The sequence below is a fragment of the Nostoc sp. genome, from assembly GCF_036917775.1.
Lineage (GTDB): Bacteria > Cyanobacteriota > Cyanobacteriia > Cyanobacteriales > Nostocaceae > Nostoc.
Genome location: NZ_JBALEQ010000068.1, coordinates 110,916 through 137,089, shown reverse-complemented (window position 1 = coordinate 137,089; position 26,174 = coordinate 110,916). Strand labels below are relative to the sequence as shown.

General features: G+C 43.5%; 18 protein-coding genes. 6 read left to right on the top strand and 12 right to left on the bottom strand.

The window, feature by feature from the left end; all coding sequences use genetic code 11:
* Positions 1-147: 147 nt before the first annotated feature.
* Positions 148-351 (bottom strand): hypothetical protein, encoded by a 204-nt coding sequence (locus tag V7K69_RS12000; RefSeq protein WP_094331166.1) that lies wholly within the window; start codon positions 349-351, stop codon positions 148-150.
* A 472-nt stretch (positions 352-823) separates the two neighbouring features.
* Here V7K69_RS12000 and V7K69_RS11995 point away from each other — a divergent pair, with 472 nt between their 5' ends.
* The 4 genes from V7K69_RS11995 to V7K69_RS11980 all read left to right on the top strand — a co-directional run bounded on the left by V7K69_RS11995 (position 824) and on the right by V7K69_RS11980 (position 7,615).
* Positions 824-1,153 carry an STAS domain-containing protein gene (locus V7K69_RS11995; RefSeq protein ID WP_335034511.1) on the top strand — a complete coding sequence of 110 codons (330 nt, stop codon included), beginning with the start codon at positions 824-826 and terminating at the stop codon, positions 1,151-1,153.
* Positions 1,154-1,280: 127 nt separating this feature from the next.
* Entirely contained in the window at positions 1,281-3,938 is a 2,658-nt protein-coding gene (locus tag V7K69_RS11990) for a TIGR03960 family B12-binding radical SAM protein (RefSeq protein WP_335034509.1), read from the top strand.
* An 852-nt stretch (positions 3,939-4,790) separates the two neighbouring features.
* Positions 4,791-6,950, top strand: coding sequence for an Rne/Rng family ribonuclease (locus tag V7K69_RS11985; RefSeq protein WP_335034507.1), 2,160 nt, complete (start codon positions 4,791-4,793; stop codon positions 6,948-6,950).
* 8 nt (positions 6,951-6,958) lie between these two features.
* Positions 6,959-7,615, top strand: a complete 657-nt coding sequence (locus V7K69_RS11980) for a ribonuclease HII (protein ID WP_335034505.1) — start codon at positions 6,959-6,961, stop codon at positions 7,613-7,615.
* An 8-nt stretch (positions 7,616-7,623) separates the two neighbouring features.
* Here the strand turns inward: V7K69_RS11980 and V7K69_RS11975 are convergent, their stop codons facing one another.
* The gene (locus V7K69_RS11975; protein ID WP_335034503.1) at positions 7,624-8,211 is read right to left on the bottom strand and encodes a DUF1997 domain-containing protein; all 588 of its coding nucleotides are present in this window, start codon (positions 8,209-8,211) and stop codon (positions 7,624-7,626) included.
* Between the two features lie 673 nt (positions 8,212-8,884).
* Here V7K69_RS11975 and pheA point away from each other — a divergent pair.
* Entirely contained in the window at positions 8,885-9,760 is an 876-nt protein-coding gene (gene pheA / locus V7K69_RS11970; RefSeq protein ID WP_335034499.1) for a prephenate dehydratase, read from the top strand.
* Between the two features lie 92 nt (positions 9,761-9,852).
* Here the strand turns inward: pheA and V7K69_RS11965 are convergent, their stop codons facing one another.
* The 9 genes from V7K69_RS11965 to V7K69_RS11925 all read right to left on the bottom strand — a co-directional run bounded on the left by V7K69_RS11965 (position 9,853) and on the right by V7K69_RS11925 (position 19,554).
* Positions 9,853-10,500, bottom strand: a complete 648-nt coding sequence (locus V7K69_RS11965) for an LON peptidase substrate-binding domain-containing protein (RefSeq protein ID WP_114081149.1) — start codon at positions 10,498-10,500, stop codon at positions 9,853-9,855.
* 198 nt (positions 10,501-10,698) lie between these two features.
* On the bottom strand, positions 10,699-11,016 hold the full coding sequence (gene rpsJ / locus V7K69_RS11960) for a 30S ribosomal protein S10 (RefSeq protein WP_008232935.1): 318 nt from the start codon (positions 11,014-11,016) through the stop codon (positions 10,699-10,701).
* A 178-nt stretch (positions 11,017-11,194) separates the two neighbouring features.
* Positions 11,195-12,424 carry an elongation factor Tu gene (tuf, locus tag V7K69_RS11955; RefSeq protein ID WP_322640571.1) on the bottom strand — a complete coding sequence of 410 codons (1,230 nt, stop codon included), beginning with the start codon at positions 12,422-12,424 and terminating at the stop codon, positions 11,195-11,197.
* A 23-nt stretch (positions 12,425-12,447) separates the two neighbouring features.
* Entirely contained in the window at positions 12,448-14,526 is a 2,079-nt protein-coding gene (gene fusA, locus V7K69_RS11950; RefSeq protein ID WP_335034495.1) for an elongation factor G, read from the bottom strand.
* A gap of 138 nt (positions 14,527-14,664) precedes the next feature.
* The gene (gene rpsG / locus V7K69_RS11945; RefSeq protein WP_094331156.1) at positions 14,665-15,135 is read right to left on the bottom strand and encodes a 30S ribosomal protein S7; all 471 of its coding nucleotides are present in this window, start codon (positions 15,133-15,135) and stop codon (positions 14,665-14,667) included.
* Positions 15,136-15,727: 592 nt separating this feature from the next.
* On the bottom strand, positions 15,728-16,111 hold the full coding sequence (gene rpsL / locus V7K69_RS11940; RefSeq protein ID WP_012410236.1) for a 30S ribosomal protein S12: 384 nt from the start codon (positions 16,109-16,111) through the stop codon (positions 15,728-15,730).
* Positions 16,112-16,237: 126 nt separating this feature from the next.
* Entirely contained in the window at positions 16,238-16,567 is a 330-nt protein-coding gene (locus tag V7K69_RS11935) for a HesB/IscA family protein (protein ID WP_335034493.1), read from the bottom strand.
* Positions 16,568-16,795: 228 nt separating this feature from the next.
* The gene (locus V7K69_RS11930; protein ID WP_012410234.1) at positions 16,796-17,215 is read right to left on the bottom strand and encodes a cupin domain-containing protein; all 420 of its coding nucleotides are present in this window, start codon (positions 17,213-17,215) and stop codon (positions 16,796-16,798) included.
* Between the two features lie 329 nt (positions 17,216-17,544).
* Positions 17,545-19,554 carry a phosphodiester glycosidase family protein gene (locus tag V7K69_RS11925; RefSeq protein ID WP_335034491.1) on the bottom strand — a complete coding sequence of 670 codons (2,010 nt, stop codon included), beginning with the start codon at positions 19,552-19,554 and terminating at the stop codon, positions 17,545-17,547.
* A 761-nt stretch (positions 19,555-20,315) separates the two neighbouring features.
* Between V7K69_RS11925 and gltB the strand changes: the two genes are divergently transcribed.
* The gene (gene gltB, locus V7K69_RS11920; protein WP_335034489.1) at positions 20,316-25,001 is read left to right on the top strand and encodes a glutamate synthase large subunit; all 4,686 of its coding nucleotides are present in this window, start codon (positions 20,316-20,318) and stop codon (positions 24,999-25,001) included.
* Between the two features lie 197 nt (positions 25,002-25,198).
* Here the strand turns inward: gltB and V7K69_RS11915 are convergent, their stop codons facing one another.
* Complete coding sequence (locus V7K69_RS11915) at positions 25,199-26,110, bottom strand: polysaccharide deacetylase family protein (RefSeq protein WP_335034487.1); 912 nt, start codon at positions 26,108-26,110, stop codon at positions 25,199-25,201.
* Between the last annotated feature and the right edge of the window lie 64 nt (positions 26,111-26,174).

Genomic DNA, 26,174 nt, shown 5'->3' with positions numbered 1-26,174 from the left:
TAAATAATCAACCTCAGAGAAAAATACAAACAATAATATCGCTCTTATTATCCCACCTACCTTTACTAAAACTTGTTTTACTAACTCGGAATTTTGATTACTTCAGTATTCATCCAATTTACTTAATATACCTCTAGGCATAAGCAGTTAGGAATATCCAAAGCTGGGAACCAACTTAATTCTACCAGCATCCATCTCCGACATTAATAATTCCAAAGCTTCGTAATCAACATCAGAAATATAACCCAGTTCTGTCAGTTCTGAGTTGATTTCATTTTCTATCTCAGGAGTTAGCTTTTTAATGTCAAGAGCTTTTTCTACCAATTTACGAATAGCGTACTTAGTTCTCATAAGTAATACATCCAATTGTAATATGATACTTAATTATCCCAGAAAAGTCTCAGTATAAAGAGCGATCTAAATACTAATTTATTTGTGATTTAGATCACATTTAATTAGTTAGATAGAGAATTTGCTATGACTCTGGCGTATGCCATCAGCAACGCTAAAGTGGGAGATTTAACTTACTGTTAAGACTTGGCTAAATTAGCTTTAGTTATAGACTAAGCAAGTTTTATCAGCATAGTTACTGATTATTTGTTTGCTCTATTGCTGTCTATGTTGATTGTTTTTGAACTGAGATAAAAAAAAAGTATATATAAACACATTTTAACCTGGAATTATAACAATCTTTAAACAGAGATACTAAAGAAATAAAGATTCAGCAAAGAGAGCTAAGACGTATGGTCGATGCAACAAAATAGAGTTTATGTTCAAATAATCCTTAGTGTGACGCTTCAATAATTCTCAATAGGATGTAACTATGCAAGCAGTGCTTAACTATCCCAAAATTACAGTCATTCGCCCCCAAGGGTGTTTGAATGCTACAAACGCCTTGGAATTTGAACGAGATATGACTACAGCGTTGACACAAAATGTTATTTCTATCTTGGTAGTAGACCTCGCAGCAGTAGAATCGTTAGACAGTGCGGGGTTAATGGCATTGTTATCTATACACAAGCTGGCTCTTAGTTTAGGAAGGGGTTTTCAACTTTGTGCTGTTGCTCCGTCAATTAGAATTATTTTTGAACTAACACAACTCGATAGAGTTTTTGAAATATTGGATGGTGAAGTTGAATTGACCCCAGCATAAACCAGTTAAAACGCGGACTTTATGTAAAGGAGTTATAAGTTACAACGATAAATTATGTGAAAAGACCTAATTCAATGCTAAAGTTTGGTTTGGTTAGCTGTAATTAAGGTAGCTAGAAGATAGCACAGTGGCTGTTGCAGTTGAGAAATTAATAACATCGGATATTTTAAAACCAGGGCGTTACCTTGGTAATGAGCGTTTAGCAGTACATAAAGCTTGGGATAAGACAGCAATACACTGGGTCTTAACCTACCCGGAAGTATATGAAGTCGGTGCATCTAATTTAGGGCACATTATCCTATACAACATCTTGAATGCCCAACCGCGTCAATTGTGCGATCGCGCCTACCTCCCAGGAAAAGACCTGGCAGCCAAACTACGCGAAACGAATACGCCATTGTTTGCGGTAGAGTCAAAGCGATCGCTCACAGAATTCGACATTTTAGGTTTTAGCCTCAGTTACGAACTGGGTGCAACTAATATCCTAGAAATGTTGGATCTGGCTGGAATTCCATTGACGTGGAGAGAACGGCAACAAGCAGGGAGAGAACTAACGAATCTCCAATCCCAGTTTCCGTTAATTTTTGCTGGTGGGCAAACAGCAACATCGAATCCTGAGCCTTACGCTGACTTTTTCGACTTTATCGCCCTTGGGGATGGAGAGGAACTACTTCCAGAAATTGGTTTAGTGTTGGAAGAAGGCAAACAAGCAGGATTGAGTCGGGAAGATTTATTACTGGATTTGGCACAAATACCAGGCGTATATGTCCCTCAGTTTTACGACATGGCAGAAGATGGCTCAGTTCATCCTCGTCGCTCTGACGTACCAAAACGAATTCTGCGACGGGTGGCAACTCCCATACCAGCATATTCCATTGGGTTAGTTCCTTATGTAGAAACGGTGCATGACCGTTTGACGATTGAGATTCGGCGTGGTTGCACTCGTGGCTGTCGCTTCTGTCAACCAGGAATGCTGACTCGGCCGGCACGGGATGTAGAACCCGATAAGGTTGTAGAAGCAATTGAACAGGGAATGCGGGCAACTGGTTACAATGAGTTTTCCCTATTATCTCTGAGTTGTTCTGATTACTTGTCCCTACCAGCAGTGGGGATGGAAATCAAAAATCGCTTAAAAAATGAAAATATTTCTCTGACTCTACCAAGCCAACGGGTAGACAGATTTGATGAGAATATTGCCAATATCCTTGGAGGTACACGGCAAGGTGGACTAACTTTTGCTCCAGAAGCTGGAACTCAGCGGATGCGAGACATCGTAAATAAAGGTTTGACGAATGAAGAATTATTGCGGGGAGTAAAAACCGCTTGGGAGCAGGGCTGGGATAAAATCAAGTTGTATTTTATGATTGGCTTGCCGGGTGAGACGGATATTGATGTTTTGGGCATTGCGGAAACAGTCAGCTGGCTACAGCGAGAATGCCGAGGCAAAGGCAGAAAACCCCTGAACTTTAACCTGACAATTTCTAACTTTACGCCCAAGCCCCATACACCATTCCAGTGGCACTCAGTTTCTACCACTGAATTTAAGCGCAAACAAAACCTGTTGCGGCAAGAATTCCGCCGGATGAAGGGAATGAAGGTAAATTTTACCGATGTCCGCATTTCGGCAATGGAAGATTTTGTGGGACGAGGCGATCGCAATTTGAGCAAAGTAGTCCGCCGCGCCTGGGAATTGGGTGCAGGAATGGATTCCTGGTATGAAAATTTAGATCAGGCTTTTAGCGCTTGGGGAGATGCGATTGCCGGGGCTGATCTAGATTGGAAATACCGCCAAGTAGAAAATGGCGAATGGAATTTGTTTCACGCCCAAGATCAAAACAAATCGCCAGATGCAGAAAATGCCCAATTCCTCAGTCCCCACTCCCTAGATACTCCCCTACCTTGGGATCATATTGATACCGGGATTGAGAAAAACTGGCTCAAAGAAGACTTACAACGCGCCTTAGCAGCCGCAACTGTACCCGACTGCTCTTTTGAAGGTTGTTCTCACTGTGGCGTATGTGGAACCGACTTTGGCCATAACGTTGTGATTGAATCACCTGTTATCCCCCAATTCGCTGGCAATTTTGTTCCCAACACAACCAAGGCACAACGAGTGCGAGTTTGGTTTGGAAAACAGGGTAATATGGCTTTGGTAAGCCACCTAGATTTAATCCGTCTGTTTGACCGAGTTGTGCGGCGAGCAGGCTTGCCTATTGCTTTCACTGGTGGGTTTCATCCAATGCCGCGAATTTCTGTAGCAACTGCATTGGCTCTAGGTGCTACTAGTAGCGGTGAAATTGCGGATTTTGAGTTAACTGTACCAGTGGACATCGATACTTTTCGAGAAGAATTGGTTCGGGAAATGCCCACAGACATACCTATATATAATGTGGAGCAGATAGATTTAAAAACTCCGGCAGCTACTCAACTGCTAGAAACCGCAGAATATTTAATTACCGTAGCAGCACTTGAAGAAACAACACCTATACAATGGCAAAACTGGATTGATACCATCAAAGCAAAAGATGAGCTTTGGTACGAGCATACAACAAAGTCAGGCAAGAGCCAGTTAATAAATCTGCGCGATCGCTTATTTGAACTGGAATTAGTAGAAACCCACAAAGGCATTGCAGAATCTATATCTGTTATCCGTTATGTAGGTAGCTATCGCCAAGATGGTTTTCTCTTGCGTCCTGAACAAATCCTGTTTATGCTAGGGATAGTGGGTAGTGGAGAATTTCAACTCCTACACATCCACCGCAATCGGCTAATTTTAGCGGTATAATCCCTGTAGGGCAGCTTGCTAGTAGTTGTCCTAACATGGCACATCGTCGGAATTGATTTTTAGCAAGGTTGCGTTAGAATGGGGTGAAGAGAATTTTTCTGGCGCTGCATTGAATTAGCTGGTTCACTACCCTGGTGTTCAGGGGGCGAAAGCAAAGATATTAGAGTGCAACTTCTAGGATTTTATCCCAGACAAACTGAGGCAGATTAAAGAACACACACTCTCTCTATAGCTAAATTGTGAATCAGTAACTAACAGCAGGCTCGGTTAGCTTCTCTAAATCCATACTTTTCCAACAACTGCTGAATGTCTAATCCACAGTATTGCCCAAGAGCTAGTGCATTACTCTTCTAGAGTCGTGTGCCCTTGGTGTTACCGTAGGGTAAACAACTGCTGTAGGTTAAGCCGATTTGCAGACGTTCACGAGACGCGCAAAGCGCGGCTTAAAAGTAGGGTAGCAGCTGGCGTTGCTGAGTATAACCCTAAGAATAAATCCAGGGAATGGAAAATAGAAATAGTTTCTTTTTCTTAACGACTTCAGTAGGTTACTCTCAAAAAAAGCTTCCTGAGTTAAAAACTCACTCAGGATTCAGAACTTTCAACTCAGAACTCTCTTCATTGAGAGTATTGCATTGCAAATCAACCATAGATGGTTGATTTAATTGCTTAAACATGCAGCCGTTCTGGAATAATCCGCCGTGAAAACGCTCTTAAGAGCGCCAATAGCTATTTAACTTAGAACATCAGGTTTGCGATTTTTATCATCAGTAGCGCCTTTTGAGGGTTGCAAGGGCAACAAAGGTATAACAAACCTCCAGACCTATTGGTGCTGCCAATTTTTGAGGAAATTGAATGCCAAAACAAATTATCATCGCGGAGCAGCACCAAATTGCTGCTGTCTTTTCCGAAGATCAAATACAGGAACTCGTTGTTGCTACCGGTCATCATCAAATAGGTGATATCTACTTAGGAGTAGTAGAAAACGTATTGCCTGGGATAGATGCGGCTTTTGTGAATATTGGCGACCCAGAGCGCAACGGTTTTATTCACGTCACCGACTTGGGCCCATTGAAACTCAAGCGTACCGCAGCAGCCATTACAGAACTATTAGCACCACAGCAGAAAGTTTTGGTGCAAGTAATGAAAGAGCCAACGGGAACAAAAGGGCCCAGGCTCACAGGTAATATCACCTTACCCGGACGCTACGTAGTACTGATGCCCTATGGTAGGGGCGTAAATTTATCCCGACGAATTAAAAGTGAAAGTGAGCGCAACCGCTTGCGGGCACTAGCGATTTTGGTTAAACCGGCGGGAATGGGTTTGCTCGTGCGTACAGAAGCCGAAGGCAAACCAGAAGAAGCGATTATGGAAGATTTGGAGTTGCTGCAAAAGCAATGGGAGGCGATTCAGCAGGAAGCGCATTCTACCCGTGCCCCAGCACTGCTCAACCGAGACGATGACTTTATCCAGCGCGTATTGCGGGATATGTACGGCGCGGATGTCAATCGGATTGTCGTAGATTCCAGTACTGGTTTGAAGCGCGTGAAGCAGTACTTGCAGAATTGGAGTGGTGGTCAAACACCGCAAGGATTGTTGATTGACCATCACCGCGATCGCTCCCCAATTTTAGAGTACTTCCGCATCAGTGCTGCCATTCGAGAAGCTCTGAAACCAAGAGTAGACCTACCTTCTGGGGGTTACATCATCATCGAGCCAACGGAAGCATTAACCGTAATCGATGTTAACTCAGGTTCCTTCACGCGATCGGCGACAGCCAGAGAAACAGTTTTATGGACAAACTGTGAAGCTGCAACAGAAATTGCTCGCCAGTTGCGTCTGCGGAATATTGCCGGAGTGATTGTCGTTGATTTCATTGATATGGAATCCCGACGTGACCAACTGCAAGTTCTCGAACACTTTAATAAAGGACTCAAAGCAGACAAAGCTCGTCCCCAGATTGCTCAACTTACAGAACTGGGTTTAGTAGAACTGACCCGCAAACGTCAGGGTCAAAATATTTACGAATTGTTTGGTGAAACTTGTCCCACCTGTGGCGGTTTAGGGCATACTGTGCGTCTGCCTGGAGAACTTGAAAACCGATTACCAATACCAGCAGAAACACCAGAGCGTGAGCGTTTTGTATCTCTACCTCACCGAGAACCACGTCAGCCATCTGCCCGCGTCCCAGAACCACGAGAAACTTATGATGGATTTGGGGAAGCATTTGACGGCGACTCGGAATCGACTAACCTAAATCTGATTAATCATCCTAGTTATCAAGAACTTAATGATAATAAGCGTCGTACCCGTACTCGCCGCAGTCGAATTGGCATCAATGGGTTAAATGGAAAAGATGAATCTCGGGTTATTGCCAATCCATTAGCTTTTGTCAACGAACCAGATTTAGACCTTGATGTAGAACCAGAATTAGGAGTTACAGCAGAAATTCCCTCACCCACCCTTGGTAAACCAGGTTGGAATGAAAGAGTAGAGCGCACTATAGAGCGAGCTAAAGTTATCAAGGCAGAACCAGTTAAACCAGTGGTAGAACCACCGGAGATTAGAACTGTAGAAATGAGTCTCCAGGAACAGGATATGTTTGCTTTGATGGGAATATCTCCCTTGGTGAAGTTAGAGCAAGAGGTTAAAAATACCAAATCTGTGATTATTAACGTGATTCAGCCCGGTCAAGTGCGAACGACTCCAACTGAATCCATCTCAGAATCACCTATTGCCCAAAAAGTAATACCGGAAGTAGTTGCAACCAAGTCACCAATACCAAAAGTTATCGAGCCAGAACAAAAATCTTTAATAGAAGAGACAGATGAACCAGCTGAATTGACTGCCAATCCTTCGGAAAGTTTGTCTGCAAAAGCCTCCGTCAAAGCGAGCGCAGATGAAAGTGATTCAAGCAGCGCCGCCAATGCGATCGCAGATGAAAATGATGCCAACAGTGCCACCACTGCTAGCCGTCGCCGCCGTCGTCGTTCCTCAGCGATCGAGGATAATTAATTTGCTTTATGGTAGAAACATCACTAACGCCCTTGGAACAATCCAATTGGCTGGAGTTTTCTACCTTGTCAGGGATTCCAGGATTGGTTGCAGGTGTGGATGAAGTAGGGCGAGGCGCTCTATTTGGCCCGGTGGTGGCGGCAGCAGTGATCCTACCAGATCATGCTTTGCCAATACTGATGGCAGCTAAAATTAAAGACAGTAAAAAGTTGTCTAGTTCTCGGAGAACTCAGCTAGCACAGCAAATTTGTGGGCTGGCTATAGACTGGAAAATTGGGTTTGCTTCTACTGCCGAAATTGACAAGATAAATATTTTGCAAGCGACACTATTAGCAATGAAGCGGGCTGTACTGAAGTTAAAGGTACAGCCTGCAATCTGCTTGGTTGATGGCAATCAGTCAATCAAAGACTTGCTATTGCCACAACAAACAATAGTTAAGGGAGATGAGCGATCGCTCGCTATTGCCTCTGCTAGTATTGTTGCCAAGGTTTGGCGTGATGATTTGGTACTGCGTCTAGCATTGAAATACCCTATGTACAACCTAGAGCGTAACAAGGGCTATGGTAGCCAACGGCATTTGCTGGCTCTGCAACAATACGGGCCATCGCCCCTACATCGTCAGTCTTTTCGTCCTTGCCAAATCAAACTACTGAACCCTGAGTGATTAAATGATTACTCAGCATTCAAGATTGGCAATTCGGTACTGTCACTGTCAAGCCCTCTATCTTTAGTTTGTGATATTACCCAGTAGCGATAATCAGCCAAAAGTTGATTTAATAAACGTTGCTTAACCGACAACAGCACGCTTTTGAGCAAACCATTACCAGTAGCTTCTAAAATTGGCTTAGGAGTAAAGGAAAATGGCGGTGGTAAATCCACCAGCACTTCTAAATCAGCCCTTCCTTGCAGACGAGTGCCAGTGCTAAACTCTTTGGGAGACAAATGCCCTTTTAAATTAAGGGTAAAGCGCTGGTTAATATACTCGAAACCCAGGATTTCACAGCCTAGCGATCGCAAATAAATTATTCCATTTGATTCTGCCCAAACTCTCATGTCTACAGTCGGTTGAATACTCAATGACATAAAAGTGAGCGGACGCATTTTCAAGCGAAATACTTCCTCTGAAAGCTGCTGAATTCGGGTGTTGTCAGCTAAAGCCTTAACCAGACGTTGAGGCTGGCGTAAGTAGTGCTGAATGTGAATAGGCTGCTCTGGAACAGCGATTTCAACCGATTGGGAGGCAGTAAACCGGGTAGCCATGAGCGGATAAAAATATCTTTCTCTTAATTTTAATATTTTTTAACAACTTAAATCTAATTATTAGAAAACTACAAAATTATCGTTGCTTATCAGCTATACAGCATTAGCAAAAATTTGGTACGCTCATTACTATCTTTCATTCAAGAAATATAAATTAGAATTAGCCCTTTCAAGATGGGTAAAAATTTTGGTCAATAAATTCCTCTTTAAGCTCTATACTCTGTGCCCTCTGCGTCTCTGTGGTTAAAAAAAATACTTTTAAACCGGCAGGGTCACAGAGAAGCCAGTGCGTTGGGCGGGTTCCCCTACTTGTAGCAACTGGCGCAGCGCTGAAAAAAAATAAGAGATTTTACGAGTTACTTTGAAAGGGCTAATAGTAGGATTTAACTCTTGACAAAAAGTAAAGAATCTGAACTTTTATTTGGTGAAAAACTAACATAATTGCTCTGAAGATTTCAGAGCAATTTCGCCAAAAAAACTGCCAGAAAATCTATCTGGTAGAAGACCAGTTTTCATAATTTGTTTTCCTAAATACATATTTAGGAATATTCGTTTAGTGGGTAATTTTTAGAGATAAAAGTTTTTACTAATAGTAAATATTGAATATATTTGCCGAATCCAAAATATCCTAATCTCTGTTTACACATTAAACTCACAACTCAAGGCTAAAGGCATGACTCTATTGATCGCACATTTAGGGCCTCCCGGTACTTATGCAGAACAAGCAGCTGTTCTTTATGTCAACTGGTTGACTAAAAGTAGCGGAGTTGAAGCTACGTTATCTCCCTATCCAACTATCTCACAATCACTGCACGCCGTTGCTGATGGTCAAGCTCACCTAGCTGTTGTGCCAGTGGAAAATTCTATTGAAGGGAGTGTTACCACAACACTGGACACACTGTGGCAGTTAGACAGTTTGCGAATTCAGTTGGCTTTGGTATTACCCATTGTCCATACCTTAATTTCCTGCGCGTCTGGTTTAGATAAGATTGAAACTGTTTACTCTCACCCGCAAGCTTTGGCACAATGTCAGGGATGGTTAGAGCGGTTTCTCCCAACTGTACAGATTATTCCCAGCAATTCTACAACCGAAGCACTACAGCGATTAGAGCAAGAAACAACAACAGCAGCGATCGCTTCTAGTAGAGCCGCTCAACTGTACAACCTGCCGATACTTGCCACTGGTATTAACGACTATCCAGAAAATTGTACTCGTTTTTGGGTAGTAAGTCAGGGTGACGCGGACGCTGGATACCAGATATCAACAACATCTACCAGTCACACATCGCTGGCTTTTAGTATGCCTGCCAACACACCCGGAGCTTTAGTCAAACCTTTACAAATATTTGCTCAACTAGGAATTAACCTCAGCCGAATTGAATCTCGTCCGACAAAGCGATCGCTAGGCGAATATTTGTTTTTCATGGATTTAGAAGCAGATGTCAAAGAATCACAAATGCAATCTGCTTTAGCAGAATTAACTATCCACACAGAGATTTTAAAAATTCTTGGCGCTTACAATGTTTTGCCCATCGGCGCTTTTACTTGAGAAGTTAGGAGTTATCAGTTAGGCAATGAAAATTATAAGTTGCCGATCTTGTATTTTTTGTTATTTTTCCTAACTCCTAAACTCCTCACTTCTCACTTTTCATTAAAGGTGTCTTTGAGAACAGCGCGAGCTGCCAAATGATTACGAGTAGAAGTTAAAATTTCTGCTTCCCGCTCTAGACGCGTTGCAGTATCTTGCATTTCTAGCAATAACTGTTGCTCTGCGGCAACACCATAAAGATTACTGGCTACCCAATAAGATAGTTCTGTTGGTAGATCGGGTAAATCTTCTGGCAGTTCGATATTTTGTTCAGTTAATTTACCTGATAGACGCACAACATCTCGCAGTAGTTGTTCTACTTCAGTTGACAAAGGATGCAAATCTTTAGTTGGTGGTTGGTCTTCAATCCACTCAACTAAGCCAACCCGATATGGCTTTTCACGAACATACTCTAATACACGAAATCTTTGCTGTCCTAATGTCAACATCTTGATTCGATCATCTGGCAGCCGTTGGTGATGAACGATTTCTGCACAGCAACCAGTGTTTGCAATTGTACCTTTGACTGGATCGAACATCAAAACACCGAACCTGCGATCGCTCTCCAAAATCGTGTTCATCATGATTCGGTAGCGAAATTCAAAGATGTGTAAAGGTAATGGTCTAGTAGGAAACAGAACTACTTCGGGTAACGGGAACAGAGGTAGTTCACGAACTGCAATTTTAGAAGATGATGTCATTGTTACCTTGGTATAAACTTAATCTTTAAAATTTCTTTTTCTCTGCTTTTCCCGTATTTTGTCTATATTCTATCATTTGTTTCCTAGCTAAATAAAAGCCCTGAAGAAATATATCTCAGGGCTATATGATAATTTATACGAATGTCTTTCGTCCTTTGTCCTTTGCTAATGACCAATGACTAATGACTAATGACTAAATTAAAGTTTGACTTCAATATCTACACCCGATGGTAGATCCAATTTCATCAGGGCATCTATAGTTTTAGAAGAGGGCTGGTAAATGTCAATAATCCGGCGATGGGTACGGGTTTCAAAGTGTTCCCGTGAATCTTTATCTACGTGAGGCGATCGCAGCACACAATAGATCCGGCGTTTTGTAGGTAAAGGAATTGGGCCTATGGCTGTAGCGTTGGTGCGGTTAGCTGTGTCTACAATCTTCTCGCAAGATGTATCTAATAAGCGTCGGTCAAAAGCCTGTAAGCGAATTCTAATTTTCTGCTGCTGTAGAGTTGCCATCTTTAATTTTCCAGGTTCTGCGTAATTAGGGGATTATTTACAGGTTAAAGGTTACAGGGTAAAGGTTACAGAAAACTATTACCTGTCCCCTGTAACCTATTACCTTTTTATAGAGGGAAGAGAAAGGAGCAGAGAGGAATTGTACCATCTCTGCTCCTTTGTTATGAGCGAAAAGGTGCTACTTCAGAATTTTGGAGACGACACCAGCACCGATGGTACGTCCACCTTCGCGGATAGCGAAGCGCATTCCCTGTTCAATAGCGATCGCGTTGATCAATTCTACTGTCATCTTGATGCGATCGCCTGGCATCACCATTTCTACATCTTTGCCTTCATCGGAGGTGTAAGCTTTGATAGTACCAGTTACATCCGTTGTCCGTACATAGAACTGGGGACGATAGCCCGCGAAAAACGGAGTCTTACGACCACCTTCTTTTTCCGTTAGGATGTACACTTCACCTTCAAATTGTGTGTGAGGTGTAATTGAACCTGGTTTGGCTATTACCATACCGCGCTCGATATCTTCTTTCTTGAGACCACGCAGTAGTACACCTGCGTTATCTCCAGCCAAACCTTCTTCGAGGCTCTTCTTGAACATCTCAATCCCGGTGACGGCGGTAGTACGAGTGTCTTTGAGACCAATTAGCTCGACAGTATCGCCAACCTTTACTTTCCCGCGTTCAATCCGTCCAGTAGCCACAGTACCACGACCTGTGATGGTGAACACGTCTTCTACTGCCATCAAGAAGGGCTTATCAACATCCCGCTCAGGAGTGGGGATAAAGGAATCCACAGCATCCATCAATTCGTAGATTTTATCTACCCAAGGATTTTCGCCTTTTTTGGTCTTAGGATTCTTGGTCATTGCTTCGAGAGCTTGCAGACCAGAGCCTTTGATAATGGGGATATCATCGCCAGGGAAGTCATAGCTGCTTAACAGTTCTCTGAGTTCTAGTTCTACTAGTTCTAAGAGTTCTGGGTCATCCATCAAGTCTTCTTTGTTCAAGAATACAACTAGACTGGGAACGCCCACCTGTTTTGCTAACAGAATGTGTTCGCGGGTTTGGGGCATAGGGCCATCAGTAGCAGCGACTACGAGGATACCTCCATCCATCTGAGCCGCACCAGTGATCATGTTCTTCACATAGTCAGCGTGGCCTGGACAGTCTACGTGAGCATAGTGCCGATTTTCGGTTTCATACTCAACGTGAGCGGTATTGATGGTAATACCCCGTGCTTTTTCTTCTGGCGCGTTATCGATTTGGTCGTAGCCTTTAGCTGTAGCTTGACCAAGAGCCGCCAAGGTCATAGTAATGGCTGCTGTTAACGTGGTTTTACCGTGGTCAACGTGGCCAATGGTACCGATATTGAGGTGGGGTTTATTTCTTTCAAACTTTGCGCGTGCCATGAATGCTCATTTCCTTATTTTAACTAAGCGTTCCCTTTGCTTTTTGCAATGATAGTTTCAGCTACGCTGCGAGGCACCTCTTCGTAGTGGCTGAACTCCATCGTGAAGGTACCCCGACCTTGCGTTTTTGACCGGATATCAGTGGCGTAGCCAAACATACTCGCCAGTGGAACTTTGGATGTTACTTTAGCGAGTCCCTTTTCGGTGCTTTGGCTTTCAATTTGCCCTCGGCGAGTGTTTAGGTCGCCAATGACGTTACCCATATAGTCTTCAGGAACTTCAACTTCAACTTTCATCATAGGTTCTAAGATGACAGGTGAAGCTTTCAGCACAGCTTCTTTCATCGCCATTGAGCCAGCGATTTTAAAAGCCATTTCTGAAGAGTCTACATCGTGGTATGACCCATCAATTAGCGTTGCTTTAACGTCAATCAACGGATATCCAGCTAGAACACCGGATTCGCAGCTTTCTTTCATCCCTTGTTCTGCGGGGCCAACGTACTCTTTCGGTACTGTACCGCCAGCAATTTTGGAAACGAATTCAAAGCCAGTACCGGGTTCTCCAGGCTCCAAATTGATCACAACGTGACCATATTGACCTTTACCACCACTTTGGCGGATGAATTTGCCCTCAACTTTGTTCACAGCTTTCCGAATTGTTTCTCGGTAAGCGACTTGTGGCGCACCTACATTCGCTTCCACCTTGAATTCTCGTAACATCCGGTCTACTAGAATTTCTAGGTGTAGCTCTCCCATCCCCGCGATCACGGTTTGGTTTGTTTCGGGATCGACGCGGACACGGAAGGTGGGGTCCTCTTCTGAGAGAGATTGCAGAGCCTTGGACAACTTGTCCATGTCGTTCTTGGTTTTGGGTTCAACCGCCACCGAGATCACAGGCTCAGGAATGAATAGGGATTCCAGGATTACTGGCGATCCATCATCACAGAGCGTGTCACCTGTCAAGGTGTCTTTCAATCCCAGTGCTGCTCCCAAATCACCCGCCCGCAGTTCATCGACATCTTGACGATCATCTGCTTTCATGAGAACTAAGCGGGAAATCCGTTCTTTTTTATTCTTACTAGCGTTCAGAACGTAGCTGCCCTTTTTCAGGACACCAGAATAAACGCGAACAAATGTCAGGCGACCGTAAGGGTCGGCCATAATCTTGAATGCCAGAGCTGCTAGGGGTTCGTTGTCATCAGCCCGCCGCTCAACAGTATCGCCATTGGGCAGTAAGCCTTGAATTGGTGGTACTTCACTTGGTGCTGGCAGGTAATCGACAACGGCATCCAGCATCAACTGCACGCCTTTGTTTTTGAATGCCGAACCACAAAGTACTGGTACAATTGTGCCCGCAATTGTGCCTTTACGCAGAGCAGTCCTAATTTCCTGTTCTGTAAGTTCTTCGCCCTCGAAGTACTTAGCCATCAGAGCATCATCGGTTTCTGCCGCAGCTTCTATAAGCTTGGTGCGGAATTCGTCTACCTGCACTTGCAATTCTTCCGGGATATCGGTTTCCTGGATATCGGTTCCTTGGTCGTTGGCGTAAATATACGCACGTTGCCCTACTAGGTCAACAATACCTTGGAAGTCATTCTCACTACCAATTGGTAGTTGAATAGCGATCGCATTCGCCCGCAGGCGATCGCGGATTTGCTCGTGAACTTTATAAAAGTTCGCTCCGGTGCGATCCATCTTGTTGATAAAGGCTATCCGAGGAACTTTGTAGCGTTCTGCTTGTCGCCACACTGTCTCAGACTGCGGTTGCACGCCGCCCACAGAACAAAATACTGCGATTACCCCATCCAACACGCGCATGGAACGCTCAACTTCAATTGTGAAGTCTACGTGACCTGGAGTATCGATAATGTTAATTTGATGATCTTTCCAACTGGTACTGATAGCAGCAGCAGTAATGGTAATTCCCCGCTCCCGCTCCTGCTCCATCCAGTCTGTGACGGCAGTTCCTTCATGAACTTCGCCAATTTTATGAATTATCCCAGAGTAAAATAATATTCTCTCTGTTGTTGTTGTTTTGCCCGCATCTATATGCGCCGCAATACCAATGTTGCGTACTTTCTCTAGCGGGATCGTGCGTGCCACAGCTACCTCCTATAGTTTTTGCCTCATGATATCTTGTATATTACTCTTTGTTAAGATTCTATACTTTTACGGAAAACCGTCTTCTTTTTGTAAATCTACGATATACCGCTTCAGAAAGGCGATATATCGCTTTTTTACTTAATAACGATAGTGGGCAAATGCTTTGTTAGCTTCCGCCATCCGGTGCGTTTCTTCACGTTTGCGAATAGCATTGCCAGTTTCGTTGGCAGCATCCATTAACTCATTTGCCAATTTACTTGCCATTGTCCGGCCTGGTCTAGACCGAGAATATTGCACTAACCAACGCAGTGCTAGGGTAGTGCCCCGTTCTGTACGCACTTCCATTGGTACTTGGTAGGTTGCTCCACCTACTCGTCGAGCTTTTACTTCTACTAGAGGCGTGGCATTTCGCACTGCTCTTTCAAAGGTTTCTAAAGCACCGTTACCAGTGCGTTCCTCAATAGTTTTCAATGCTTCATAAACAATTCTTGCGGCAAGTGATTTCTTGCCATGACGCATGATCCGCCTGATAATCATGCTCACAAGGCGACTGTTATATACAGAGTCAGACGGAACTGGGCGCCTTTGAATAACACCACGACGAGACATACTTCACCTTTAATTCGGAATTGGCAACGAAATTATATGCTATCAGACACCGGAAACTAAAAGCTGTGGAACCCAACCTCAGACTTTTTAAATTTTGTTTTCGACTGTTGCAGCAAGGCTCACTTATTGACTGCCAATTTTGGATTAGAGTTTTTGGTAGACGTTCCGACCACAAGGATTGGAAAAAATCAAAAGTCTGTAAGCCTCATCCCCTTGTGGGTTCGACCAATCCAAAATTGCAAATCGCTCGACTGAGCATAGACGTACCCCTCCGGGGAAGCAAGCTACGCGTAGCGTTCCGCAGGAAAGTCTAAAATCTAAAATTCATTGACTTGCTACCTGCAACTAAATACTTAAGGTGACAAGATTCTAAACCTTAATGTCCAGATTAGAATTCTGCTGTGGGTTACAGCATTCTCCTCAGAACTTCTACACTTGCTCGCTTAGTGTAGGTGTAGCTTGCTTGATTTTTTTAACAGACTGAGCAGCTTTCAATAACTGCTCTTAGAACACATACCCTGATAGTTTTTTGTCCTTCGGCGCTTCGTAAGATAGACGATTAACCGTGTTGGGTGCGATTAATCGCCTAATCCTATTTTTTCGCTTCTTTCGGACGCTTGGTTCCATATTTGGAACGCCCTTGTTTACGATCTTTAACTCCGGCTGTATCTAGGGTGCCACGGATAATGTGGTATCTCACACCTGGTAGATCCTTAACCCGACCACCACGGATCATCACAACTGAGTGTTCTTGTAAGTTGTGACCAATACCTGGAATGTAAGCTGTAACTTCAAATCCAGAGGTAAGTCTGACTCTTGCTACTTTGCGTAGAGCTGAGTTAGGCTTCTTGGGTGTGGTTGTGTATACTCTGGTACAAACTCCCCGACGTTGAGGGCATTGTTTCAGAGCCGGGGACTTGGTTTTCTGACGCGCTTGCTCGCGCTCATTACGTATTAGCTGCTGTATTGTTGGCATGAGTTACAGCGCGTAAAGCTGCTTATATGTCTAAGTTTTAACAAATCCTGATTATATCGTTTTTTAGTGTTTTATGTCAATTGTAATTTTTCCTTTGTAATTAGCGATCGTTTGCTAATTTAAGAACTATTGATTGGTTGTCAAAAAAGAATTGCCACAGCCACAGGTCGCGATCGCTTGGGGATTGTGGAAACGAAAACCACCACCCATTAAGTCTTCTGAGTAATCTACCCTCAAACCGTTGAGGTAATTTAAGCTTGTAGCATCTATGACTACTTGAATTTCGTCCAAGTTGAAAACCTGGTCGCCAACTTTTATTGTTTCATCGAAGGACATATCATAAAATAACCCAGAACAGCCACCTGGTTTTACTGCCAATCGAAACAAGACATTTGGCTGCTGCTTGGACTTGATTCTCCCAATTTCACTCGCGGCTGCTTGACTCAGATGAATCATGGAACTCGTTTTTTGCGATTGAATACCCCATCTTCATTTTACAGACAGATGAGTTAACTCTTACTTCTCGAAAATTCCAAATTCCTGAAGCCATGAGCGCGATCGCTATTACTACATTTATAGCACAACAAACTTCAGTCCCCACCTTAACTAGGTAGGGACTTCTGGGGTGCAGTGGTTCGCAAAGACGATTGGCACAAAAATGTATTCAGTTTTTAGATTAGAGCTTTAATCCTTAGTACGGGCATAGTCATCTTGGTAGCGGATAATGTCATCCTCTCCCAAGTATTCGCCATTTTGCACTTCAATTAACACCAAAGGAATCACACCAGGATTTTCTAAACGATGAGATGTACATTGGGGTACATAAGTTGACTCATTATTGCTCAGTAATACTTCTTTTTCGCCACAAGTTACCCTAGCTGTACCTGAGACGACAATCCAATGTTCGCTGCGGTGGTGGTGCATCTGTAGACTGAGGCGGTGTCCGGGCTTAACTTCGATGCGCTTGATTTTGTATCCGCGCCCTTCTTCCAAAACTGTAAAAGCACCCCAAGGACGTAACTCAGTTGCAGCAACGCCTCTAGAAGTGATAGTTGAAGGTAGGTGTAGAGTGTCAGTCTGTGTAGTTTCTTGATATCGAGCCATAATTACCTCATTTGAAGACATAACAAACCGTCTGTACTCTTAACTATTGATAAAAAATCTGGCGCTATGTTCCAACGTTGAAAATCAGCAATTTTTTCGCACCTCGATAAACATAACAAAATCAAACCTGATGGTGTAAACTATCACTATTAAAACTCTTAGGTTTACATTAAGTCTTCATCAAGCAAAGCGACAGCTTGTTCTAATCTTTAAAAAAGATGGGGAATTGGGAATCGGGAATTTAAAAGAGGCAAAGGGGCGGGGTGCTGCTCTTGCTGAGGACAAAACTCTTTTCCCTTGCTTCCTACTCCCTACTCCTTAATCCCTGATTAACGTGGTTTCAGGAAAATACCAATTCCATTATGAACACGAGCAGCAGTACTAGGCGATCGGTCAAGTAGTTGCCCTCCTAAATAAAGGCTGGTAGAACTACCACCGTCCAGATTTAAGGCATCTACACAGCCCATCTGTTGCATTAATTGGGCGTGTTCTGCCAATGTAGGACCATAACCGCCGGCACGATTATGGACGGCAGCAATCATCAGTGTGCCTGTTGCAGTTGTACAAATACCACTACGAATAGCCCTTTCAGCAATAAAGGCATTGCTGAATTTCTCAGCTTTGGCATCAAGGACAATTTGACGATTTTGGATTAATAGCGGCCCAGCTCCGATAATGTGGGGATAACGACTAAAATCAGTGGGAGTAGTACTGCTAGAAATACGTACTGCGCTTCCAATCGGTAACTGTGACACAGTGCTAGCAGCGTTAGCGCGTAAAGTTAGTAGGTACCCATCCTGGGGAATGGGAACAGCCGTCCCACCAACTTTGCCGCCTGGTAATTGCTGAGTAATTTGGTCTTTTTGTACCACTAGGATAATTTCGTTATCCGTTAAGGGTGTGTAAGTTGCTCCCCAAACTGGGGTGTAACGGGCAATACCACTCTGGACGTAGCCACTATTAAGAAACAAAATTGGTAAGCGCTGGTTATTTGCAGTAATTAAAGTTTCTTCTAAGGTGAGACGACCAAAGTAAAATTGACCTGAATCGTTCCAAGCGATCGCACCCCGGTTAAGAATCGGGCCTGATAACCACTGACTATCCCGACGAATCGCACCCAATGGTAATCTGTTATTGCGGTTAAAATAACCACCGTTAATTCCAGCTACTGCTAAGTAACGTTGTGCTGTTTGAATTAAGGGAGCAGTACCCGCAAGACCATCAGGACTAGCCCACATAGGTTTCAAGGTTAGCCCAAATTTACGGGGATTAACTTCTAACCAAACTACCGGAAAGCGTTCGGTGCCTAAGTTGACATAATGCTGTCGCCAGCGTAATCCTGGGGCCCAAGTAATATCTCGTTCTTCTAGAGGATCGGGTCGAATATCGATAATCAGGCGATTGGGGTTATCTACAGTAGTAACTTGAGGCGATAGACCAAAGGGAACGCTCAGGCTAATAATCGTTTGGTTTTTCACCACCTGCACTTGTCGAATAATTGGTTCAGGGGCTGGTGGTATTGGTTGTGTTGGTGTAACTGGTAATAATTGTTTGAGCAGGTTTGGCAGCAATGTTGGTGCTGCTGCTGGCTGGGGGGTATAGCGTTCTATCAAAACTGGATCGGCTATTCCATCCAGGGTAATTGTCCACTCTCGATTTGGCGGTGTAGTAGGTTTTGGGGTTGGTGTGTCTGGATCGGAAGATGGAGTTTGCGGTTTGGCGATCGCAGATCCTTGTGCAACTTGCCAGGGAGTTGAACGATCTAAATTAACAAGAATCCGAGCCTGTTGCAAAGGCGCACTTGCGTATGCCGGTTCCTGACTCTGAACAATATTTGTGATTTGTGCTTTTGGAGTAACAATCACCAAGGTGTTCCCATTGGCTTGGATTTGCCATCCAGATGTTTGAGCAAAATTAGTGATATCCAGATAGCGATATGCTCCTACTAGCCTCGTGGCTAACACCAGTGGCGTTGTCGCCGCCGAAAACCACTGTATTGGTTGCTTCGCTGAACTACTACTGTTTAAGAAATTTACTCCAATTAATTGCCTAAATACCCCATCACTGAGATGAGTTGTCACCTGACCAGATTTTCCCGGCCGTTGCAACCAAGTTCCTGGTAAAGTACGACCATTCAGGGAAATTTGATTCCCCGAGGATACCATCCCTGTTAAAGGAGGTGCAGGTGACTGGGAGATTAGTGATTTGCTGTTTTTTGGCAACTCTTGGGCGTTGCTAGCAGCAGTAGTAGTTAAACACAGTAATGTTAAAAGTATTGGTGACACAGTAACCCGGAAGAATCTGCGATCGCTAATCCCTGATTGGCAACAACTCGGCATTTTTACCATAATTTACTAGGTACTTTTGAAAACTATCACCCCAAGGTATAAACTAACTAATTATTTGAAAATATTAAAAAAACATGACTTTATTTATTAAAAAAGATGCTATTATATATATTGGCTAATCATCTCTTTTAAACAGAAATAAATTTAGACGCTAAAGCCACTGCAAAGAAGTGTTTTAACTGGCACTAATCCTAACCACACTATACACGGTAGTCTTGGTTATCAAAACTGGATTAAGATAGTCAATCCTGACTGAATTTTGCTACTTTCAGTGAGGTCTAGTTAATAGTAAGCAACTGGTAAGCAGCAAAACTCCAGACAACAACAAAAATATTTGGGAATTGTCAAATGGGTATATATTGTAATACGCTGATTTTATTGCCGGATCAGGATGAGTTTGGCTTTAAAACATAAGACAGCATTGAGTTTGGTTTCAGGTGAGCCGAAATAGGCTCCGTGGGTAGCTACCGTGCATCTGGAAAAAGGGAATTGAAAAAATACTTAGCTTCAGAATATAAAAAAGAAACTGTCAGGACAATAATCATGTCTTGGCGGAGGTAAATTGTCTGACACCGCATAAATACATAAAAAATACGCAACTATTTTAACACGGGTAAACTAAGAAAGTAAAACCGAAGTTAAAATTTTTTTTCCCTAAATTTCGGTGCTTATATATTTCTCCATCGTGGAATTTAGAAATTTTTCCCGTAAGTAGTGGCAAAATTGGTAACTCAATACTTCAGGAACAGGGTATGAATAATCAACCGATGAATCAAGAGCAGAAAATCACAGCAAATATCAACTCAAGAGATACCTATCAGGGGCAAAAGTGGTTAGTAGAAGAACGAGATGCCTGTGGTGTCGGTTTTATTGCTCATCGTCAAAATCATACCAGCCACGAAATTGTCGAAAAAGCTTTAGCTGCTCTAACCTGCTTAGAACATCGGGGAGGTTGTAGCGCTGATCAAGACTCTGGTGATGGGGCTGGATTACTGACAGCTATCCCTTGGGATTTGTTCCAACAAGACTTTGCCCAAAGAGGGAAGGAATTTCCATCCACAAATAATATAGCTGTGGGGATGATATTTCTCCCACAAGACCAGGAAGCAGCACAAAAAGCTAGAGCGGCAGTTGAGCAAGTAGCTACTGAAGAAAAATTAGTTGTACTGGGTTGGCGAGTAGTGCCAGTGCAATCTGATTTATTGGGTGTACAAGCAAGAGAAAATCAACCCCAAATTGAACAAGTTTTGTTAGCTTCTGTTGACAAAAGTGGCGATGAATTAGAACGACAGTTGTACATTACCCGCCGCCGAATTAGTAAAGCTGCAACCAATATCTCAGAAGAATTTTATATCTGCTCCTTGTCAAATCGCACAATTGTCTACAAAGGCATGGTGCGTTCTGCCGTATTGGGAGAATTTTATCAAGATTTAAAAAATCCAGCTTACAAAAGCGCCTTTGCTGTCTATCATCGCCGCTTTAGTACCAACACGATGCCCAAGTGGCCCCTAGCTCAACCGATGCGGCTTTTGGGTCACAACGGCGAAATTAATACGTTGTTGGGTAACATCAACTGGATGATGGCACGAGAAGCTAGCCTGAATCATCCTGTATGGGGCGATCGCATCAAGGAACTCAAGCCATTAGTTCATATTGATAACAGCGACTCCGCTACCCTAGACAACGTACTGGAATTACTGGTGTGTTCTGGACGTAGCCCCTTGGAAGCTTTAATGATTATGGTTCCAGAAGCGTACCAAAATCAGCCTTCTTTGCGTGAATCTCCAGAAATTGTTGATTTCTACGAATATTACAGTGGTTTGCAAGAAGCATGGGACGGGCCAGCCCTTTTAGTATTCAGCGATGGTAAAAAAGTTGGTGCAACATTAGATCGGAATGGCTTAAGACCGGCTCGTTACCTAATCACCAAAGATGACTACATTGTTGTAGCTTCCGAAGCTGGTGTAGTGGACTTTCCAGAAGCCGATATTGTCGAGAAAGGTAGACTCGGCCCTGGGCAAATGATTGCCGTGGATTTAGTTAACCATGAAGTGCTGAAGAATTGGGAGATTAAGCAGCGCATTGCCAAGCAGCACCCTTATGGAGAATGGCTGCAACAATACCGTCAAGAATTAAAGTCATTAGTCATTAGTCATCCGTCATTAGCAAATGGCAATGGCAAAGGACAAATGACAAATGACCAAGGACAAGTGACAATTGACAAGCAAACCTTGCTTCAACTGCAAACCGCCTTTGGCTACACCACAGAAGATGTGGAAATGGTGATTCAGCAAATGGCGATCGCAGGGTCAGAGCCGACTTTCTGTATGGGGGATGATATTCCTTTAGCAGTGCTGTCAACAAAACCCCACCTGCTTTATGACTATTTCAAACAGCGCTTTGCTCAGGTGACAAACCCGGCGATTGATCCCCTGCGGGAAAAGCTAGTGATGTCTTTGAAAGTCGAATTGGGTGAACGAGGTAACTTATTAGAACCCAAAGCAGAATATGCTCGGAGATTGAAACTGGAATCGCCAGTATTAACGGATGCTGAATTAGAGACAATTAAACTGTCAGGATTTGCCACGGCTGAGTTGTCAACTCTATTTGCGATCGCCAACGGCCCTGAAGGATTGAAAGCCGCAGTCGAATCTTTACAAGCACAAGCAGCTGAATCAGTCCGGGCAGGTGCAAAGATTTTAATCTTAACCGATAAGGGAAATGATGGTATCACCACAGAATATACCTACATTCCTCCCCTGTTAGCAGTCGGTGCTGTACATCATCACCTGATTCGGGAAGGGTTACGGATGAAAACATCCCTAATTGTTAATACTGCCCAATGCTGGAGTACTCATCACTTTGCTTGTCTAATTGGCTATGGCGCTGGTGCAGTCTGCCCATATATGGCTTTGGATACGGTACGTGATTGGTGCATTGATCCTAGAACCCAAAAGTTAATGGGGGTGCAAAAAATTCCCACCCTTACCGTAGAACAAGCTTTAGGAAACTATCGCAAAGCAGTAGAGTCAGGTTTGCTCAAAATTCTCTCCAAGATGGGAATTTCTCTACTCTCCAGCTATCAAGCAGCCCAAATCTTTGAAGCTATTGGCATTGGTGGAGATTTAATCGAACTAGGATTTCGTGGTACGACTTCCCGCATCGGTGGCTTGAGTGTAAGTGAACTTGCTGATGAAGTACTTTCCTTCCACAGCAAGGCTTTCCCCGAACTAACGACCAATAAGTTAGAAAACCTGGGCTTTGTGCAGTACCGTCCTGGCGGCGAGTACCACATGAATAGCCCCGAAATGGTTAAGGCGCTGCATAAGGCTCTAGATGAAAAAAACTACGACCACTACGAAGTTTATAAAAAGCACCTCGAAGCCAGACCAGTAACGGCATTGCGAGACTTGTTAGATTTCCAAGGTGAGCGTACCCCAATTTCTATAGAAGAAGTAGAGTCGGTAGCTGAGATTGTCAAACGCTTCTGCACTGGCGGTATGTCTTTAGGCGCTTTGTCAAGAGAAGCCCATGAAACTTTAGCGATCGCTATGAATCGCATTGGCGGTAAATCTAACTCTGGAGAAGGGGGCGAAGATCCAGTGCGCTATAAAGTTTTAGATGATGTAGACGAGTCTGGTCATTCGCCAACCCTACCTCATTTAAAAGGATTGCAAAATGGTGATCAAGCCTATAGTGCCATTAAGCAAGTTGCATCGGGACGCTTTGGTGTCACACCAGAGTACTTAGTTAACGCCAAACAAATTGAAATCAAAATTGCCCAAGGTGCCAAGCCCGGCGAAGGTGGACAACTACCAGGGCCCAAAGTCAGCCAATACATTGCGATGTTAAGGCGTTCTAAGCCAGGTGTGACGCTGATTTCGCCACCACCGCATCACGATATCTATTCTATTGAAGACCTGGCGCAACTGATTTTTGATCTGCACCAAATTAACCCCAAAGCAAAGGTGTCGGTGAAGCTAGTTTCAGAAGTTGGCATTGGCACGATCGCAGCTGGTGTGGCCAAGGCAAATGCTGATATTATCCAGATTTCTGGACATGACGGTGGTACAGGTGCATCGCCACTAAGCTCGATTAAACACGCTGGGTCGCCGTGGGAATTAGGTTTAAGTGAAGTGCATCGCGTTTTGATGGAAAATAGCCTGCGCGATCGCGTGGTTTTACGTGTAGATGGCGGTCTGAAGAGTGGCTGGGACGTGGTAATAGGTGCATTGATGGGTGCTGAAGAATTTGGTTTCGGTTCCATCGCCATGATTGCTGAAGGCTGTATCATGGCGCGAGTTTGCCACCTGAATACCTGCCCGAAGGGTGTTGCTACCCAAAAAGAAGAACTCCGTAAGCGGTTTACCGGAATACCAGAACAAGTTGTCAACTTCTTCTACTTCATTGCCGAAGAAGTGCGTAGTTTGTTAGCAGGACTTGGCTACCGTTCTTTGTCAGAAATCATTGGACGTGCAGATTTGTTGAAACTGCGCCAAGAGGCAAAAATTACCAAAACGCGATCGCTAAATCTTGATTGTTTACTTAAGCTACCAGATACCAGAGATAATCGTAGCTGGTTAGTGCATGAAGAAGTCCACAGCAACGGCGTGGTTTTAGATGACAAGTTCCTTGCCGATCCCGACATTCAGGCTGCCATTAGGGATCAATCTACTGTTACTAAGACTTACCCTATTGTCAATACTGACAGAACAGTGGGTACAAGATTAGCGGGAGCGATCGCTTCTCAATATGGTGACAGTGATTTTGAAGGACAAATTAATCTCAACTTCGTAGGTAGTGTTGGACAAAGCTTTGGTGCTTTTAACCTCCCTGGCATAAGTTTGTCCTTAGAAGGAGAAGCAAATGACTACGTAGGTAAAGGGATGCACGGTGGTGAAATCATCATCAAGCCTCCAACTGATGCTACCTATAACGCATCACAAAATGTCATAGTTGGTAATACGTGCCTCTATGGTGCTACTGGTGGCGTGTTATTTGCCAACGGTCTAGCTGGAGAGCGCTTTGCGGTGAGAAACTCCAAAGGTATCGCAGTGATTGAAGGCGCTGGGGATCACTGCTGTGAATACATGACTGGTGGTGTCATTGTCGTCCTCGGTAAAGTAGGACGCAACGTCGCTGCTGGAATGACTGGCGGACTAGCATACTTCTTAGATGAAGATGACTCATTCCGTGAGTTAGTCAACCCGGAAATAGTCAAAATCCAACGGGTAATTACGGAAGTAGGTGCAAAACAACTGCAAGAGTTAATCCAAACTCATGCGGAACGCACTGGTTCACCAAAGGCGAAGAAAATTCTGCAAAACTGGCAAGAATTTCTGCCGAAGTTCTGGCAGTTGGTTCCACCTTCTGAAGCCGATAGTCCCGAAGCTAATCCTGAAAAAACAACTGAGTTTAGTTTAGTAACTAGTCATTAATAACTTCAGCGAAAATCTTTTTGGATTGCTAAGGCAGCCACCTGAACTTAGTTCTGAGAATAAAGTAGAGATATAAAAAGATTCCCCTTGATAAGGGGAATCTTTTTTTAAGTGATTCAAAAATAATCTATTTTAAACAAAAAATATAATTTTAGTTTTTAGCCAATTATTATTGACCAATTAACCATAATTAATAATTATTGCTTTTTATTAGCAAGCAACTTTTGACCTTTATCTTCTATTTCTAAAAGTTCTGGAATAGTCACAAAGCGATAGCCTTGGTTTCTAAAGTTGCTAATAATTTCTGGTAAAGCTTGTACAGTTCGAGAACGGTTCCCACCACCATCGTGCATTAGCACAATACCACCAGGTTTTGAATCTTTTATTACGTTATTTATCAACTTTGGTACAGTCGGTAATTTGTAGTCTGTGGAGTCAGCCGACCACATGATCACAGCATACTTTTGTCCTCTAGCATAAGCAGATAATCCATTGTGCAGATTCCCACCAGGTGGTCGGAAGAGATTTGTTTTAGCGCCTGTGATTTGATAGATTAGGTCTGTTGTGCGATCGATTTCAAAAGCTGCTGCTTGTTGATTAAAAAAGTGATACCAGTGATGCCAAGTATGGTTAGCAATGACATGACCTTCAGTTACAATTTTCTTTCCTATTTCTGGATAATTTTTTAGGTTCTGCCCAACAACAAAAAACGTTCCTTTGATATTATTTGATTTCAGAATATCTAGCACTTGCTCTGTAGTGTCAGGCCAAGGGCCATCATCAAAGGTGAGAGCAATCACTTTTTCACCCTGAGTTAGTTTTGCCTCTTCAATTATTGCCCCTTGAAAACGTGATGGCACAGCGTAGGATAGCCCTTTTGTTTGTGCTTCTTGCTGCCAACTTGTAAACATGGCCGCCTTTAATTTCTCGATGCGCTGCTGAGTTCCTACATTTGCAGCCACATCCTTGACATCGATATTTTGTCTAGTCTGAGCCTCTGAGGTATTTGGTCTGAGAAGCATCATGAAAGCAAGGCTAAAAACACCACCTAAAGCAAGCAGTGCAATTAATATTCCTTCTGGCCACAGAAACGATTTATTGTTTTCCACCTCATAGCTCCTTCAAAGATTGAACCATCAACCACGGTTATGACGGTACGTTATAGCACATTTG